Here is a 15,674-nt window from a genome sequence, read left to right on the forward strand (position 1 = left end):
TCGTAGTCACGCCAATTCGTCACCCTGAATTTCATCTTTCCCACGTGATGACGACGATCTGCGTTGTGTTTGTACGGCATGGCACTCGCATCAAGCTGATTTCGATCCTGCCTGCCTATCGCCAAACCGTTGACAAAGGATCCATGCACCAACGCTCTGTTTTACCCTAATCCCGTAATCCGCCAGGACCCGATCAGTCCTGGCCGATCCAGGTGGATGAACCGATACCTGGCATGGCCTGAATGCCCGTTTTGTATTGTAGAATGGTTTCATCCTCCTGAGCCCTTGCCCGCCGCAAGCGGGATATTGGTGCAGCCGTACTGAACGGCGACCGCATGTGAGGTTGATCGTGCTCGGAGACGACCGGTCATGCAAATCGGGCTCAGACCTTGGATGCCGAAACAGTCCTGGAGTTCTGCTCATGCATTGCTGAATTTAATCCTTGACCCCAAGAAGCCCATGTGAGGCCAGGTACCAGCGCACGCAAAGCAGGATCACAGATTGCTCGAACTGGCGGCCTTTGAACGTCGCAATCCTCCGGGAAACACCGGAGCCCAATGCCATGCGCCTCGTTACCAAAAACTTTGCAACACATCCCCCCGCCGCGTCGTCAAAGTCGACGAGCAGGTTTCGCCGACTCAGCTTGCGGAGCTCCTGCATGACGGCGGCTTCGAGTGCGGCCTCCCAGCGCAACGGAGACCGACCCTTTGCCGGCGGCAAAAAGCAATTGCATGTCCGGGCGAGTCGAAGGTCGGGGAAATGACGCGCTCACCCGAGCCAGTTATGATCAACAGTTCAAGGCAGAACGCGCACGTGTCCGGGTGATTCGGCCAGGCCGCCCTGGCCGCACCGCTCGCGGATGGCGGCGCAGGGAAAGGCGAACTCATGTCGCGATGACCCGTATCTGGCTGGAGGCGATGATCGGCGGCCCGCCGGGAATTTGTTCTGCCGAGAGACAAAGAGCGGCAAGTGGATTGATGAGGATTGGCTGACCATTGGCCAAGACCCGCGTAGCGGCTGCGAGCCACCGTGTGGTCACACAGGGCTGCGGTTTACCGTTCGGAAGCGTAAAGACGCAGCCGGCAACGACGCCTTGGTCAGTCAAGATCGCCACGGGCATGCCCGAGACGGAGACGCGCAGCGAGGCAGCCATTATATTGAGGCTGCCGCCGTGGGGGCAGGTCGCGGCTGTTCCTTTGTGAAGGACAGGACCAGGCATCAGGTCACCACAAGCGCTTCGTCGTTGATGATGACCGAAGCACCCGACACCTTGATCGAGGCTCGCTGAGCGTTCATGAGAGTGATGCCGGCTGCGCTGATTTCGATTGCCTGGGAGCCGCTTGCGCCCATCACTGAGAGGCATATCTTGTCAGGTGTCACCTCGATACTGCTACCAAACGTCGCCGCAGCTGAGGCTGAGGTCAGGAGGTATTGCTTCGTGACGTCGATGGCATAGATGTTTCCAACCTGAACGTTGTGGTCCTTCTGCGCTTTCAGAAAGACCTCTTCACAACCCTGCCTATCCTCGAACCGTAGCTCATTATAATCCGCAATTGTACCTCGATCCGTGTGCGTTCGGAAGGTGGAGCGGGACTTGTTGACCGGTAGGTTTTCAGGAGGCAGGTTGGACCCGTTGTAAACGACCCCGGTTACGAGGGGACGGTCAGGGTCGCCGTGGAGGAAGTTTACTACGATCTCTTGGCCGATCCTTGGAATTAGAAGGCACCCGAACCCCTTGCCGGCCCAGTTCTGGGCTACCCTGATCCAGCAAGAGCTGTTTTCGTCCTTGTTGCTCTCGCGGTCCCAGAAGAACTGGACCTTGATGCGGCCGTACTGATCCGTCGTGATTGTCTCGCCGCTTGGGCCCACCACGATCGCCGTCTGCGGTCCTTTGATCACCGGCACCGGTGTGCGGCGCGGGGAGCGATACTGAGTGCTCGCGGGGATGATCTCCACCGTGCTGTGATAGAGGAAGCACTCAGCGCGCTGGTCGGCGGTGACCGCGCCCGTTGGACGGTCTCCCACTTCCCCCAAAACCGTGAATTCGTTCCCGACCGCCAGAAAGCGCTGGGTAGCCTTTGGGCGCGCACCCAAATCGCCGTAATAGAAGGGGTTTGCAGCCTTGAAGACTACTCCCGTTTTGATTTGGCGAGCTGTAGTTTCAATACGCGCCCGATAGGCGTTACAAGCAAGCTCTTCTGCGCGGATCGTGGCGTAGAAGTCGCCCTCCCTTTTTGCCTTATAGCCTCCAGGATAGATGAACGTCTCCTGTACAGCTGAGCAAACGTCCGCAGTCGACGTCTCCGATTCCACGACAGCGGCGCCAGAAAGACGGCTACCGGCACCCACTGTGCTCTTTCCAGGAGGAATGCCGCCGATACGCACGGAAGGGGTGCGCGCGACAGCGGTAAGTTCTGCCATTGGCTTCTCATCGTCGTAGTCCTTGAGAGTGACCTTGTTCGACTGCAGTGACACGACTTCGTTCCAATGCAAGATAACATCATCTCGATGGAGACTTCGGGCGGGCCTGAGATTGTGGTGGGTCTCCACAGCCTCAGGCTTGCATGCCTCGTGGCTCGAAAGGTTGTCGACCAGCACCAGATCGTGTCGATTCTCCCCATGTTCAAAATAGTAGTAGAGGCCGTCCTGCTCCATTAGGCGGCTGACGAAGGCCAAATCTGTCTCGTTGTACTGCACGCAGAAGGTGCGGTTTGGAAACCGCCCTATCGTCCGATTCTTGAAATTGCCTTTGTGCTCCTGAAAAATTTTGGTGATGATCTCAATGCTGGTTTTATCCTGAAAAATTCGACTGTTGGTACGATATTCGAGCAGCGAAAGCCAAGGCCGCAACTCCGCCACGTAGTTGAGGTGCTCCGTGTCGTCCAGGCCGAGATACTCGAGTCGAGTGATGAGGCCGTTGAAGAAGCGCGTTCCCGCATCCTTCAGCTTAAGGCCGACTGTCAAAAGTTGTCCGGGAATGTTGGCGAAGTTCTGAACCGGAGTGGCTGTGGCGAGCTTCACCTCATAGAGAAAAGGTTCCCCCAGCCGTTCGGTGCCTCTTAGCCGTCGAAAAATGATCTCGTTCGGCTGGAGTGCCGCCGACGTAACTGCGGCAAATCGATTGTGCTTCAGCAGATTTTCAATTGTAGGCTGGACCATAGGAGATTTCCGCGCTTGAGATGCAGGAGCACCTTAGTACTTTGACTTGGCTCTAAAGACGCGGCCGGAGCGCCACCAAGGAAAACGATGGAGCGCGCAATGACGGGAATCGATGATGAGCCTGTCCGTTGGTCGCCCACCGCCGCTCTCCGGGGAGGGGATCTGGCGGCGCATATCAATAACGCCCCGCTGCTCGTACGGCTCTTCCATATCGGCTGGGCTGGAGATGCTTACTTGGCGTCAAAGCGTTCTCGAAAGCGAGGATGCCTTGATCAACGCCGAAACCGCGTAAAATCTTCCAGAGATCCGGCTGGGCAGCGCCACTGAGCTGGTCTTCAAACAGCTCAACAAAAATACTGTCGCGGACGTTGCGGGATGCTGAACAACTTTTGATTGTATTTGCATTGCAGAGTACATAGAGATCGCTAGTAAGATCCATGCAGCCCATTATAATCGACCCTCTCAGATTGCTGCGGAAAGTTCGGGGCGCCTTCGGCAGAGCTCGATCGGCGCCGTAGTCAGCTCGTCGGCATCACGTCGCGTCTTGCGCTCGCCGATCCAACTCGTCCAGCCGAGCCTACCGCTATGTCCCAGCCGGAGTCTCGGCACTTCTTCTTGTCGCAGGATCAGATTGACCTCCCAGTCCAGTTCATCTCCCAAGTAGTTTCGGATAATCTCGGCCAAAGTTCTAAGGTCGGAGGTCCCCGGCAAAAGCCGCTCGTACTGAGCCAAGCCGAGCGGGCCGATAATGACGCGGAAGCGATGATGGTAGACTTTGATCCTGCCGCCGACAGCGGCTGTACTGCCAAGTGTGGCAGTGCCTGCGTCACGGCCGAGGAGGGAGCGCGCGCCCAGCGGCAACTGAACCCATTTGGGGATAAATTCACGGATTTCGACCGGGGCCACAAAGAAGCTGTTGAGGATAGCGACTAGCCCTTCGGCATTGCGCGCGTGCGAGGCGAGACGGCCAGTGAAGTGAAATTTTGTTAGATCTGGCATGGCGTCCCGGCCATGGAAAGACCTCATTCCAAAACCGGCGAGGGCACCGAGTTGCAGGGCAAAGCGATCTTCTTGTGGCCTGTCATGGCTGACGGTCGGCTCGCTCTCCGCCCAGGCACGGAAGAAGAGCGAGGCTAAGCGATGATGAAAGATATCTGCAAACCGAACCAGCGTGTTGTCGCCGGCATTGCGCTGCCTTAAAAGCGCGTACTCCGTCAGATGCAAAGGCAGCGGACCGTTGGGCCCGAATAGGCCAAAGGCGTAGGTGGAAATACTGGCGGGATGGCCCTCTCCAGCCTCGGCCACGCGAGCTATGGATCGGGTCGGAAAGGCCAGCGCGGGCTGCTGTCCAATCCGCACCCGATCGAAGCCCGGTCGGCTTGATTCCCCAAGCCTGGGGCGATCTGAGCAGATTGCATCGACGACTCGCATAGCCTGAAAGAAATCGTAAGCATGCGGCTCGGCCGCTACTGCACTCAGAAAATGTGCGAGAGAGTCTGGCATCAGAGGATCGTCCGGCGACCAATCGCCGGTGGCCATCGCATCACTTTACCGCGTTGCAATGTCGAGACAGCCATCTCGGTGAAGCTGTTGATTGAAACATACTTGGCGAAGAACTGGTTGAGCACGGAGGCCAGGGGAAAAATGCCGACGCCTTCGAAAGCCGCCTCATCCAGGACGACGCTGATTTCGATTCCACGTGCGACCGCAGCTTGTCCGCCGCCCGGCAGCCGCCGATCTATCGGTCGCGACTGGATTTCGCGTATTCCGTCGATCTGCTGCGAAGCGAAAGCATCGTCCGGATCGACGTACAGGCGCAAGAGTTCTCGCAGCGCCTCTGCGCCATGGCCGTTATTGTCGGAATTCGTGATCGAGAGATAATTCAGCGAAAGGTGACTGATCAGCTTCCACGCGACATCGCCGGTGGCGAAGGAATGACGCGGCTTGGTCGGCAACGACAGACATCGCGTGGCGGTAACCGGAGCTCCGATTTCGAGTGTAAAGTCTGTCTCTTTATGACCGATTGGCAATACAAGCGGTAGATGCCTGTTCGAGCAAAGGCACCGCACCGACAACTGCCGTGGATTCACCGAATTGGCAGCCGCCCGGCGGTCCACAATTGAGATGTAAGTCTCGGTGCCGCCATAATCACTCCTCGCACCGTTGAGACGCTGGTGCTGGGACCGCAGGCGACGCTCGCGCCTGACTGTATAATAGCTGGAGTGCTGCACCTCCCGTCCATGGGCGGTAATGTTGTAAAATGGAAAAAACTGAATGGGGGCCGCTTCGCTGCTCTCTCCTTCGCCGCTCATCTCGAGGATCGACTGAACCTCGAAGTCGAGCGGCCTCATTCGATCTACAACCAGATGATGCTCGTAGCTCTTGTCGCTCAAGTGAATGCGATCCGCCTGGCGTTCGAAAAGATTGATCGCCGGCGTTGCGAACAGGGTGATGTTCTGGGTTCCGAGGTGACGTTCCAACCGTGGCTCGGCACGGTTGAGCACGAATACGATCTCAAGGCTCTCAGTCGTCGACATCGCCACGGCGTCGGCTAGCCCGCCGAGCTCGAGGAACAAGGTTCGCTCCGCAAGGGCGAAATACTCTTGAAGCAGACGATACCCGTCGAAGGAGCGGGGAACCTCGGGCAGGAGAGCGAAGTCGGGCTCCAGACAGCACTGCCGCAGTTGGCCGAGCGGAATTTTCTCCTGCCAGGGGGGCGGCGGGCTGGCGGGCCGGGCGACAATTGCGCAAGCATCGCCCATAAGCTGTTCGGCGACTGTTGCACCGACGCCACCTGCGCCGGCGAGGTAGAGTGTCAGTGCCCTCAGCCCGAGATTTTTGAACGGCATGCCATTGGTTGTCCGAAGGCGCAGTCGCAGCGCGGCCTTCCCATCTTGCCGGGGCGGAAGATTCAGGGCCGAAATTTGCGCCGGCGTCGTGTAATAATCTACAGCACTCACCGCAATCGGCCAGAGGTGGACATCGTGCGCCGTGCGGAACTCGCAATGGGTGATCGCATCCGAAGCGAGTTGGCCCAGCAGCTTGGTTCCGCGCGGCACCACATATCCGTGTTCAAACCGTCCGGCCAGTGGATCCGGCTCGAATTGGACGATAGTCATCGACGGGATGGGCGCCAGAAAATGCGGATAGACCAATTCCAGCAAGTGCTGCGTGAAGTCCGGGAACCGGGCTTGCAGCTTCAACTGGACCCGCGCCGCCAGGAAGGCAAAACCTTCTAGCAGCCTCTCCACATAAGGGTCGGCGACCCCGGCTGCTTCCATTCCCAACCGGCCGGCGACCTTTGGGAATGCGCGGGCAAACTCAGCTCCCATCTCCCGCATATACGCAAGCTCATCATTGTATAATCGCAGGAGCCTTGGGTCCATCAGCTTATCTCTGCACCTAGATCGGTAACGCGGACGGTCTTGCGTTCCCGGTCAAGCTCGGTGCGGATCACAATCCGCAGCGGCACTGGCTCTGCCAAGAGGTCGGCCTCGATCCTAAAGCCAAGAGAGCCGTTGCGGTCGGCCTCAGCGAGGGGTGTGACCTTGACACTGACGGCAAGCAGCCGAGGTTCAAAACGTTGCAAGCTGTCGGCAATCTCCTGTCCAAGCGAGGCAGCGTCGAGGCCATCGACGATGTGCCCGGCAAAGGGCCGGATACCGTAATTGAGAGTGCTGGATGCCACGTGGGGGTAGGACTGCAGGTCTACGGTTGCAGCCAACTGGTTTGCATTAAGCAGCCACGACACGTCGCGAAGGATCATTGCTTGCACTTGGCGCAGCGACAAGCTGGAAAATTTCGACGATTCGGACGCGCTGCGCGGCTCGTCATCCGTTAGCTGGTCGAGAAGGGATGGCTGGATCAGGTCCCACTTGGCAGTGACAACCATGTTCAATCTCCACATGTTGAGCAACGATCCGGGACCCGAATGCATGGCGAGCCCCAGAACGCACGCCGGTCTGCAAGCTGTCAGGCGACGAGCATATTGAAGTCAGTACTGTTGGCGATTTGGTTCCAGACACCCTCACCAGCCTTGGTAAGAGCACCCTTATCGTCCTGCGCGTAGTAAATGGCCTTGCAGGCGCCGAATCGGAAGGTGATCGTCTCCTCCGGAGCTTCTTCAGCATAGGCCCACTCGACCTTCTCGATCGCAAGCATATTGAAGGTCCAGTGTAAGAACAGGTTCGAACTGGCCGTCGCCAGCCCGGCGCCCGTCGATTTGAATAGCTTCAGCTCGACGCCGTTGAAATGGACGCCGCGGCCACATGCCACGTACAGCCAAGCAGAGGCTTTATCCACCTGCTTCTTGATGGTGAAGACCTCGAATTCGGCCTTACCCGACCCGGCGCCTGCGGTGTGAGGGCCGATATTGAGCTTGTTCTCCATTGAGAAACTCCATTGGTCGCCAAGCGTGATACCGTTCTTCAGGATAATGGATTCGCCCTTCGGCTGGATGCCATCCTTGGACGCTTGGGTGAAAATCATAACTGAATCGAATGCCATTCCAAATTCCTCTATCTGGCGGTTTCGGATCGGGGGCCGGAATGGTCCCGAACCGGCGTGGTATGAAAGCGGACTTTATGCTTGTGGCGGCGGCGTAAGGGCTCAGCCCTTGCGGGCCGCGGGTAGCCGTGACACCAGCCTCAGAGAGATAGTAAGGCCCTCGAGCTGATAGTGTGGTCGCAGATAGAATATGGCGGTGTAATAGCCGGGATTATCTTCGACCTCATCGACCTTGACCTCTGCTGAGGAGAGCGGCTGTTGCGCCTTGCTTTCTTCGCTCCCCAACTCCGGCGAGGGATGAACATAGCCTTGGATCCATTGGTTCAGCCACTCCTCGACGTCATGCCGTTCTTTGAACGCGCCAATCTTGTCGCGGACCATGCACTTCAAATAGTGGGCAAAGCGGCAGGTCGCAAAAATATAGGGTAGCCTCGCACTGAGCTCTGCATTCGCCGAGGCATCCGGGTCTGCGTATCTGATTGGCTTGTTGACGGTCTGGGCGCCGAGGAATACGCCCAGCTGTGTGTTCTTCCGATGCAACAATGGTAAAAGGCCATTCTTGGAGAGCTCCGACTCCCGCCGATCGCTGATCGCGATCTCCGTTGGGCATTTGAGGTCGACGCCACCGTCGTCGCTGGGGAACGTGTGCACCGGCAAGTCTTCAACCAGGCCACCGGATTCGAAACCACGGATTCTAGACAGCCAGCCGTAGAGCTTGAACGACCGCGTGATGTTCACACCCATGGCATAGGCGGCATTCGTCCATAGATACTTTGCGCTATCTCTGCCGTCGGTGTCCTCTTCGAAGGCAAATTCATCGACTGGATTGGTCCTAGCGCCGTAGGGCAGCCGCCCGAGCACGCGTGGAAGTGTCAACGCCACATACCGGGAGTCCTCGCTCTCGCGAAAAGCTCGCCAGGCGGCGTGCTCAGGGGTTAGGAAGATCTTCGTGATGTCGCGTGGGTTGGCAAGTTCGCGCCAAGAATCCATCTGCAGCAGATGCGGGGAGGCCGCTGAGATAAACGGCGAGTGGCTTGCCGCGGCAATTTGCGCAATCCCCGTCAGCAGATCGATGTCCTGGGGGCTATGGTCGAAGTAGTAGTCCGCAACCAAGCATCCGAAGGGGTCGCCGCCAATCTGCCCATATTCCTCTTCGTAGATCTTCTTGAACAAAGGACTCTGATCCCAGGCAATTCCCTTGTACTTTCGCAGCGTTCGAGACAGTTCTTTCTTGGAAATGGAAAAAACGCGAATCTTCAACGTCTCGTCCGTCTCGGTGTTGAACGTAAGGTGATGCAGGCCCCGCCAAGCCGATTCCAGCGCCTGAAAGTCCTGGTGATGGAGTATCTCGTTGATTTGTTCCGATAGCTTGTCGTCGATCGATGCTATAATTGACTGGATCGTCTCAACGGCATCATCGCTGATTAGCGGTGTGTGTCGGAGGGCTTGGTCAGCCAGAGTTTTGACCGCATTCTCCACTGCGTTGCGGGCCTGATCCGAATGCGTCTTGAACTCGCGTTGCAGCAGAACGACGAAATCCTCGGGATCGACAAACGGGGCGTGCACCTCGGCAGGTATTGAGCTTACGAACGTCACAATCAATCCTCCTTCGTCTCTGGAAAGGAGGTCAGGGCTGCCTCCGCTGGTTCATCAGGCGCTTCGTTCTCCGGCGCTCCACTGAGACTACTGAGCAGCGCTGGATTGCCGAGGAAATGGGCGATCAGTTCCTCGGCACCCATCTTGCCGTCCATGTAGGCTAGTAGATTGGAGAGCTGCATGCGGGCCTGCAACAGCGCGTTGAGGCTTCCCACCTTGCGCGCCACGGCTGCCGGCGAGAAATCGCCCATCGACTCGAAGGTCAAGTCGACAGCCAATTGCCCTTCGCCGGTCAAACGGTTGGGTACCCGCATCGCCACCCTGGGTCTTAGCGATCTGAGCCGATCATCGAAATTATCGATGTCGATCTCCATCATCTTGCGCTCGCCCACTGGGGGCAGCGGCTCGGCGGGGTTGCCGGCGAGATCAGACATGACTCCCACCACGAAGGGAAGTTCTACCTTTTTTTGGGAGCCGTAGGTTTCTAGGTCGTATTCGATCTGGACTCGCGGGGGGCGATTTCGGTTGATGAATTTCTGACTGCTTGCCTTTGCCATTCTTCGGTTGTCCTCATGTTAGCCTTCGAGATCCGAGGTCATGCCCCCGAGTGTGCCGCCAGACCCGCGATCGAGCGGTATTGAGAAGCTCCATCCGGCGCGAGCTCTTCGAGCAAAGCCATAAAGTCCTTCGATACAAGTCGCTTCGCCCGCTCAAGCAAGGCTGGCACGGGGCTGGCCGGCTCGTTCACTTGATACCAGCGGCAGATACCGTCGAGTATGCTGATGACATCGTTGCGGCCGCGAATCTCTTCCGGATTGCGCGCCTCGGCTCCTGGTAGCAGGGGCTGCATAGCGGTTTCGGATTGAGGGATTTTCAGGTGGCGACTTACCACGTCCTTGCCCTGACGGAGCACCGAAATGAGGGGCTCGAATCGGACAGCATCGATGATATCGACGTGCTCGTTCATTAGGGCGTCTAGGCTGGTCGCAGCCGTAAGGCTGGCGTCGAGATTCGCCCCGAGTTGATAGAGGAGGGCGTGCTCGGTGTCCCCGAAGGCGAGGTCGATGGTCGCTGAATCGACGTCGCTCGATTGAGATCGCTGCGTCTCTATCCAATCGCGCAGCGTAAAGGTGCCAAACTGTCTGGACGCGGTGAGGGGAACCTGGCAAACCTCGGCGATAAGCCCGGAGGGATTGCAGAGATTTGCCAAAGCGTTAAGGCGCACCGTCTGATCGCCAGAGTCTTCTACGTCTGGCCGCGGATGCAGCTCCGGCCAATAGGATTCCACATACCCAGCGAGCAGCTCCAGGCCGTTGCGAAGGCCGGGGTAGCCGAATTGGCTGAGAGCGGAGCGGGTTAGCAGGACCCCGACGCGAAGGTCCTTTGTGCGGGTAGCGAGCTCCAGGCCAAGCTGCCAGACTTGACGCCAATCGGGAGCCTCCGCGGCTATGACGGAATCCCCCATCTGCCGAGCGGGCTTGCCCTGCGCCGCCATCTCAAGTTCGAGAAAACTCAGATCGTAATCGAGAGCATCACCGCATGGGGTGCCGTCGCTGACCGGCTTCATCAAACGATCTACATCGAACATGGCCAATTCGTGTCGCCCTATCAGGTTCGCGCCGCCCATGACCAAACCAGCCTCAGTTAGTTCGTGTCTCTTAGGTGATGATCAGGCTTCATGTGGCATGCGAAATTGATATGCAGCCATACGGGGGGGGCGTTGGTGCATGGGTCCGGACTTGAGGGATGTCGATCTTTGAAGCGGCAGACTATGCCGTGGCCGCCTTGCGGCGGGCGATTTCGGGCGTGCGCAGGCAAGCATGCGGTTGAGGACGGCGCAGCCGATGGCGACTTCGGTCTGCTAAACTGGAAGCGACCGTGCCCGCAAACGCCGCCCGATGGTGGACTTGTATCGCCCTATGGCGGTCTCGACCAGCGAGCGTTTGCCATAACCGTTGGAGACCTGCCATTTCATCCGGCCGTCTCTGCCGATTGCGGCGATATGCTGGTCCCTTTGGCCGGCAGGTCTATCGTCGAATGGTTGGACCGCGTTGACACGAGGCGGAATGACGATTGCGGCGGCAGCGCTGTGATCCATGACTGCGTCGTAAGTTGGCTTTCCGTCATAGGCGCCGTCGGCAGTAAACTGTCCGACCGGACCGCCAATCTGCTCGAGTAGTGGCTCAACTTGAGAGACATCGCCAGTGTCCTGATCAGTCAGGGTATATCCGTGACCGCAACGATCGAAAGAAGAACTTCGAACTGATCGTCGGCCGCTCCTTACCCGGGACGGAGGTGCCCGTTACATGGGTTTTGTCCATGGCTACGATCGCAAGCCGCAGCGGCGTATCCTTGACCATCTTAAAAAGCAGGGTGTTCAGGCCAATCAGGACATCACCTGAGCTATGGCGGAAACTGGGTGATGACGGTTTGAGGAGAGCGGCGTATCGAGGCGGGTGATGAAGCCTGCCAGAACCTCACATGGGGAGGATTAGGTCAAGTGAATGCATCAGGGCGACATCAGGGTTCCAACCTTTGCTTTTGTATCCAGGGTCCGAGCCCTAATCGCATGACGCGGCCCGTTTCCGAGCTCGGTCAACCTCACATCCGGTCGCCGCTCTTGGCGGCTGCACCAACATCCCGCTTGCGGCGGCAGGGGCTCAGGAAGACGAGACCATTCTCTCGAACGGCATTTCAAGCCATGGTTCTGGTAGGTTCGTCCACCTGGATCGGTCAGGACTGATCGGGTCCTGACCGATTACAGGATTGGTTCAATGGGGTATCGTCAGGCGGCTTTCCCTCCGACGTTGCTCAGAATGGCGCCTTCGATCACGACGCCGGTGCTCACATATTTCCACAGCGCGACCAGCAATTTGCGGGCAAGCGCCACGATCGTCGTGTTGTGCTGGCGGCCACCGTTGCGCTCGACGCGCTCGTGGAACCAGCGGGCGAGTGCCGAGTGTGGCTGGTGGCGCAGCCACAGCCAGGCAAGCTGGATCATCGTCGTTCGCAATCGCGGATTGCCGGCCTTCGACACGCCTTGTTCGCGGTTGATCGAGCCGCTCTGCCAAGGAGTCGGCGCGAGGCCGGCGTAGGACGCCACTTGCCTGCGATTGTCGAAGTGCCGGAACAAGCCTTCCGACCAGAGTAGGGCAGCGAACTCCGGCCCGATGCCCTTCAGGTTCAGCAACATCTCCACCGAGGCGGGCGTCGCCGCGTCTTGTTCCTCATTCAGCAGCACGTCCCGCTCCGCCTCCACCGCCTTGATCTGCTCGAGAAGCAGTTCGAGCCGATCGAGTTCGCGGCTTACCTGGGCTTTGAGATGCTCCGGCCGTTACGAGGCGTATCGTTGATTGCCGCCGTCGTCTTTGTTGCCGAAATTGGCGACATCCGCCGCTTCGAAAACCCCCGCCAGCTGATGGCCTTTCTTGGCCTCGTTCCGTCAGAGAGCTTGACAGGTGAACATGTCAAACGTGGTGGGATCACTAAGGCCGGGAACTCTCGGGCCCGTCGCATGCTGATCGAAGGCGCATGGGCTTACCGCTTCCCTGCGCGGGTAAGTCGAACCAAGCAAGCGCAGTTGGAAGGCCTACCGAGAACCGTTCGCGAAATAGCGTGGAAAGGTCAGCTCCGCCTCTGTTCTCGCTATCGAAAAATGATCCTCGCAGGGAAGCACAAGGCCATCGCGATCACCGCGATCGCTAGAGAAATGGGGGCTTTCCTGTGGGCTATTGGCCAGGAGGTGCAGCCAGCTCATCAAGCCTAACCTAGCATCCGCATCTCGCGAGTAATTGAAAGGAGGAGACAAGATCGATCATCCGCTGATGCGCAATGTCGGAGGCAGGGCCCCGGTCGGGGAACCTTCGATGGAATTGAGTGGCCGACTACGTCGATGCCCGTGCTTAGATAGAAGCAGCCCCAGGCGTACACACGGAAATGCGGTATCCAACCCGCGTATAAGAGTTTGCAAACCGTCGTCTTGAGGCCCCGTCTCCTACATTGCGCATTAGCTACACCATGCAGGACCAGCCATTATTGGCTGGACGAACAGTCGTGGCTACGCCGCTTGCAAATGAACATAAGAGTTCCAATGAGACGAAAATCGCGCAGAGATTGGTGCGGATGGCGGTCGGTGCTTCGGGTCGGTCAGCTACAACAGGCATGGTCGTCTCCAGGGTGGTTGGTTCAACGACTCCACTCTGTCAGAGAGCGGGCCGCCATCCACCCCATGGGATCTCTCAAGGAGAGCGATACGCCATGAACGAGACTATCAAAATTGTTCGCCTTCGTCAGCCCGACGAAATCGATGATCCCCTGACGGATGTGCTTCGCAGCGGCGCGCGCAAATTGCTTGCGCAGGCGATCGAGATGGAAGCCGAGCCGTTTCTTGCCGAGATGAAGGATCTCAAGCTTGCCGATGGTCGTGACCGGCTTGTCCGGCATGGTCACGGCCCGGAGCGGAGCATCCAGACGGGGATCGGACCGGTGCCTGTCAGCCGGGTGAAAGTCCGGGATCGCGGCGCGACCGGTGAAGCGGACCGGGTCCGGTTTTCCTCATCGATCCTGCCCAAATGGGCGCGTCGGACGCGCAGTCTGGATGCGCTGCTTCCCGTTCTCTACTTGCGCGGCGTTTCGACGGGCGATTTTCAGGACGCTCTGGCGGCCCTCCTGGGCAAGGAGGCGCCGAACCTGTCACCCTCGGTGATCACGCGGCTGACGGCACAGTGGAACGCCGAATACGATCGTTGGCAAAAGCGCGATCTTTCGGCGCGCCACTATGTCTATGTGTGGGCGGACGGGGTCTATCTGCAGGCCCGGATGGAAGACCATGCCGAATGCATGCTGGTTCTGATCGGCGCCACACCCGAGGGCAAGAAGGAACTTGTCGGCTTCCAGACCGGCATTCGCGAGGGTGCGCAAAGCTGGCGCGAGCTGCTGGTCGACGTCAAGCGTCGTGGCCTTAAGATCGCGCCCGATCTTGCCGTGGGCGACGGCGCGCTTGGCTTCGGGAAGGCGCTCGAGGAGCTCCTTCCCGGCACCAAACACCAGCGATGCTGGGTGCACAAGACAGCCAACGTTCTCAACAAGGTGCCGAAATCGGTGCAGGCCGGCATGAAGGCAGACCTGCGCGAAATCTATCTCGCTTCCAACCGGGCCTCGGCCGAGACCGCAATTGCCGTCTTCGTCGAAAAATATGACGCGAAATATGCCAAGGCGGGTCGACTGCCTGACGAAAGATCAGAATGCGTTGCTGGCGTTCTACGATTTCCCCGCCGAACACTGGGATCATCTGCGAACGTCCAATCCCATCGAAAGCGTCTTTGCGACCGTTCGCCATCGAACGGTGCGTACCAAGGGCTCGCTATCCTCGAAAACCGCCGGGCTGATGGTCTTCAAGCTGGTCATGGCCGCGGCAGGACGTGGCGACGATTGAAAGGACAAAATCAGTTGCCGAAACTCATCGCAGGGCCAGGTTCCTGGACGGAATCGAGGTCATCGAAACGAAGCCACAGAGCGCCGCTTGATCAGCCCCGTCACCCAAATTCCAGCATAGCTCACATCACCTTCATCACCGACGGAGGAGAAGAAGTCCGCTCGCTTGCCGAGATGATCGCGCCGGCAAGCGAACATGTCCTCGACTGGTTCCACATCACCATGCGCATCACGGTCCTGCGCCAATTCGCCCAGGGTCTCGAAAACCATAATGAGCAGGCCGGACAGGATCTGCTTGAAACCCTGCGCAGGATCAAATGGCACCTCTGGCATGGCAATGCGTACCGTGCCGGTGAGGAAATCGGCGACCTGCAATTCGATGCGGAAACGCTCGAAACGGACTACCCGATCATGCCGCAAATTCCTCACGGCCATTGGCGAGTTCCGATCCTACATCGCTTCCAACAGTGCCGGCCTGACCAACTACGGCGAACGCTACTGGTCCGGTGAGCGGATATCCTCGGCCTTCGTCGAGGCAACCGTCAAAGCCGTCATCAGCAAGCGGTTCGCGAAAAAGCAGCAGATGCAGTGGAGCAGGATCGGCGCGCATCTTCTGCTGCAAACCCGAACGCAGACCTTCGACGGCTCCCTACGCTCGACCTTCCAGCAATGGTATCCCGGTATGGCGAACGACAATCACGAACCAGACGAAACAGCTCTCGCCGCATAGCCGCCCCACAAAACCTCATGCTCCCCCGACAGGAAGCATCACCATGTCCCGATCGAATGATTGAATATGAATTGCGCATGACGGCGGCGCGACCGATAGGCGCTAGAGTACTTCCTTGATCCGCGACCGGAGAGACCGCTATGGACGATACTGGCCGGGCATGGCCCTACGATGCTCCCGAACAAAATGATCCCAACGCCGACGTATACCCTTGGGTCGCGAGTTTGACAGGGATAGGGGGGACAACGGA

The 15,674-nt window shown here is 58.4% G+C and carries 10 protein-coding genes and 6 pseudogenes; 4 read left to right on the plus strand and 12 right to left on the minus strand.

Going from position 1 to position 15,674, the window contains the following annotated elements:
• Nucleotides 1-883: 883 nt before the first annotated feature.
• The 11 genes and pseudogenes from NKI49_RS32115 to NKI49_RS32165 all read right to left on the minus strand — a co-directional run.
• A complete protein-coding gene (locus NKI49_RS32115) occupies nt 884-1,153 on the minus strand; it encodes a hypothetical protein (protein ID WP_352695903.1) in 270 nt (89 codons plus the stop codon).
• 65 nt (nt 1,154-1,218) lie between these two features.
• Nucleotides 1,219-3,159 carry a type VI secretion system Vgr family protein gene (locus NKI49_RS32120; protein WP_352608183.1) on the minus strand — a complete coding sequence of 647 codons (1,941 nt, stop codon included), beginning with the start codon at nt 3,157-3,159 and terminating at the stop codon, nt 1,219-1,221.
• 175 nt (nt 3,160-3,334) lie between these two features.
• Nucleotides 3,335-3,598, minus strand: a complete 264-nt coding sequence (locus tag NKI49_RS32125) for a hypothetical protein (RefSeq protein WP_352608181.1) — start codon at nt 3,596-3,598, stop codon at nt 3,335-3,337.
• A gap of 23 nt (nt 3,599-3,621) precedes the next feature.
• Entirely contained in the window at nt 3,622-4,698 is a 1,077-nt protein-coding gene (gene tssG, locus NKI49_RS32130) for a type VI secretion system baseplate subunit TssG (protein WP_352608179.1), read from the minus strand.
• Nucleotides 4,662-6,545 (minus strand): type VI secretion system baseplate subunit TssF, encoded by a 1,884-nt coding sequence (tssF, locus tag NKI49_RS32135; RefSeq protein ID WP_352608177.1) that lies wholly within the window; start codon nt 6,543-6,545, stop codon nt 4,662-4,664. The genes tssG and tssF overlap by 37 nt, the downstream gene beginning before the upstream one ends.
• Nucleotides 6,545-7,051 carry a type VI secretion system baseplate subunit TssE gene (gene tssE, locus NKI49_RS32140; RefSeq protein WP_352608175.1) on the minus strand — a complete coding sequence of 169 codons (507 nt, stop codon included), beginning with the start codon at nt 7,049-7,051 and terminating at the stop codon, nt 6,545-6,547. The genes tssF and tssE overlap by 1 nt, the downstream gene beginning before the upstream one ends.
• A gap of 80 nt (nt 7,052-7,131) precedes the next feature.
• On the minus strand, nt 7,132-7,665 hold the full coding sequence (locus NKI49_RS32145; protein ID WP_352608173.1) for a type VI secretion system tube protein Hcp: 534 nt from the start codon (nt 7,663-7,665) through the stop codon (nt 7,132-7,134).
• A 102-nt stretch (nt 7,666-7,767) separates the two neighbouring features.
• Complete coding sequence (tssC, locus tag NKI49_RS32150; RefSeq protein WP_352608171.1) at nt 7,768-9,261, minus strand: type VI secretion system contractile sheath large subunit; 1,494 nt, start codon at nt 9,259-9,261, stop codon at nt 7,768-7,770.
• Between the two features lie 2 nt (nt 9,262-9,263).
• Nucleotides 9,264-9,818: a type VI secretion system contractile sheath small subunit gene (gene tssB, locus NKI49_RS32155; protein ID WP_352608168.1), complete on the minus strand. Its 555-nt coding sequence runs from the start codon at nt 9,816-9,818 to the stop codon at nt 9,264-9,266.
• A gap of 38 nt (nt 9,819-9,856) precedes the next feature.
• Entirely contained in the window at nt 9,857-10,849 is a 993-nt protein-coding gene (gene tssA / locus NKI49_RS32160) for a type VI secretion system protein TssA (RefSeq protein ID WP_352608166.1), read from the minus strand.
• A gap of 207 nt (nt 10,850-11,056) precedes the next feature.
• A pseudogene (locus tag NKI49_RS32165) lies at nt 11,057-11,488 on the minus strand (transposase); the annotation flags it as partial.
• On the opposite strand from NKI49_RS32165, the pseudogene NKI49_RS32170 reads away from it, so the two are divergent.
• Nucleotides 11,482-11,660 (plus strand): annotated as a pseudogene (locus NKI49_RS32170) (ISKra4 family transposase); the annotation flags it as partial. The pseudogenes NKI49_RS32165 and NKI49_RS32170 overlap by 7 nt on opposite strands.
• A 386-nt stretch (nt 11,661-12,046) precedes the next feature.
• Here NKI49_RS32170 and NKI49_RS32175 read toward each other — a convergent pair.
• Nucleotides 12,047-12,451: pseudogene (locus tag NKI49_RS32175) on the minus strand (transposase); the annotation flags it as partial.
• A 135-nt stretch (nt 12,452-12,586) separates the two neighbouring features.
• Between NKI49_RS32175 and NKI49_RS32180 the strand changes: the two are divergent.
• The 3 pseudogenes from NKI49_RS32180 to NKI49_RS32195 form a co-directional block, all read left to right on the plus strand.
• A pseudogene (locus NKI49_RS32180) lies at nt 12,587-13,027 on the plus strand (transposase); the annotation flags it as partial.
• A gap of 491 nt (nt 13,028-13,518) precedes the next feature.
• Nucleotides 13,519-14,786: pseudogene (locus NKI49_RS32185) on the plus strand (IS256 family transposase).
• Nucleotides 14,787-14,820: 34 nt separating this feature from the next.
• Nucleotides 14,821-15,424, plus strand: a pseudogene (locus NKI49_RS32195) (ISKra4 family transposase); the annotation flags it as partial.
• Nucleotides 15,425-15,674 lie beyond the last annotated feature (250 nt).

It is taken from the genome of Mesorhizobium sp. M0587 (assembly GCF_040320945.1).
Classification (GTDB): Bacteria; Pseudomonadota; Alphaproteobacteria; order Rhizobiales; family Rhizobiaceae; genus Mesorhizobium.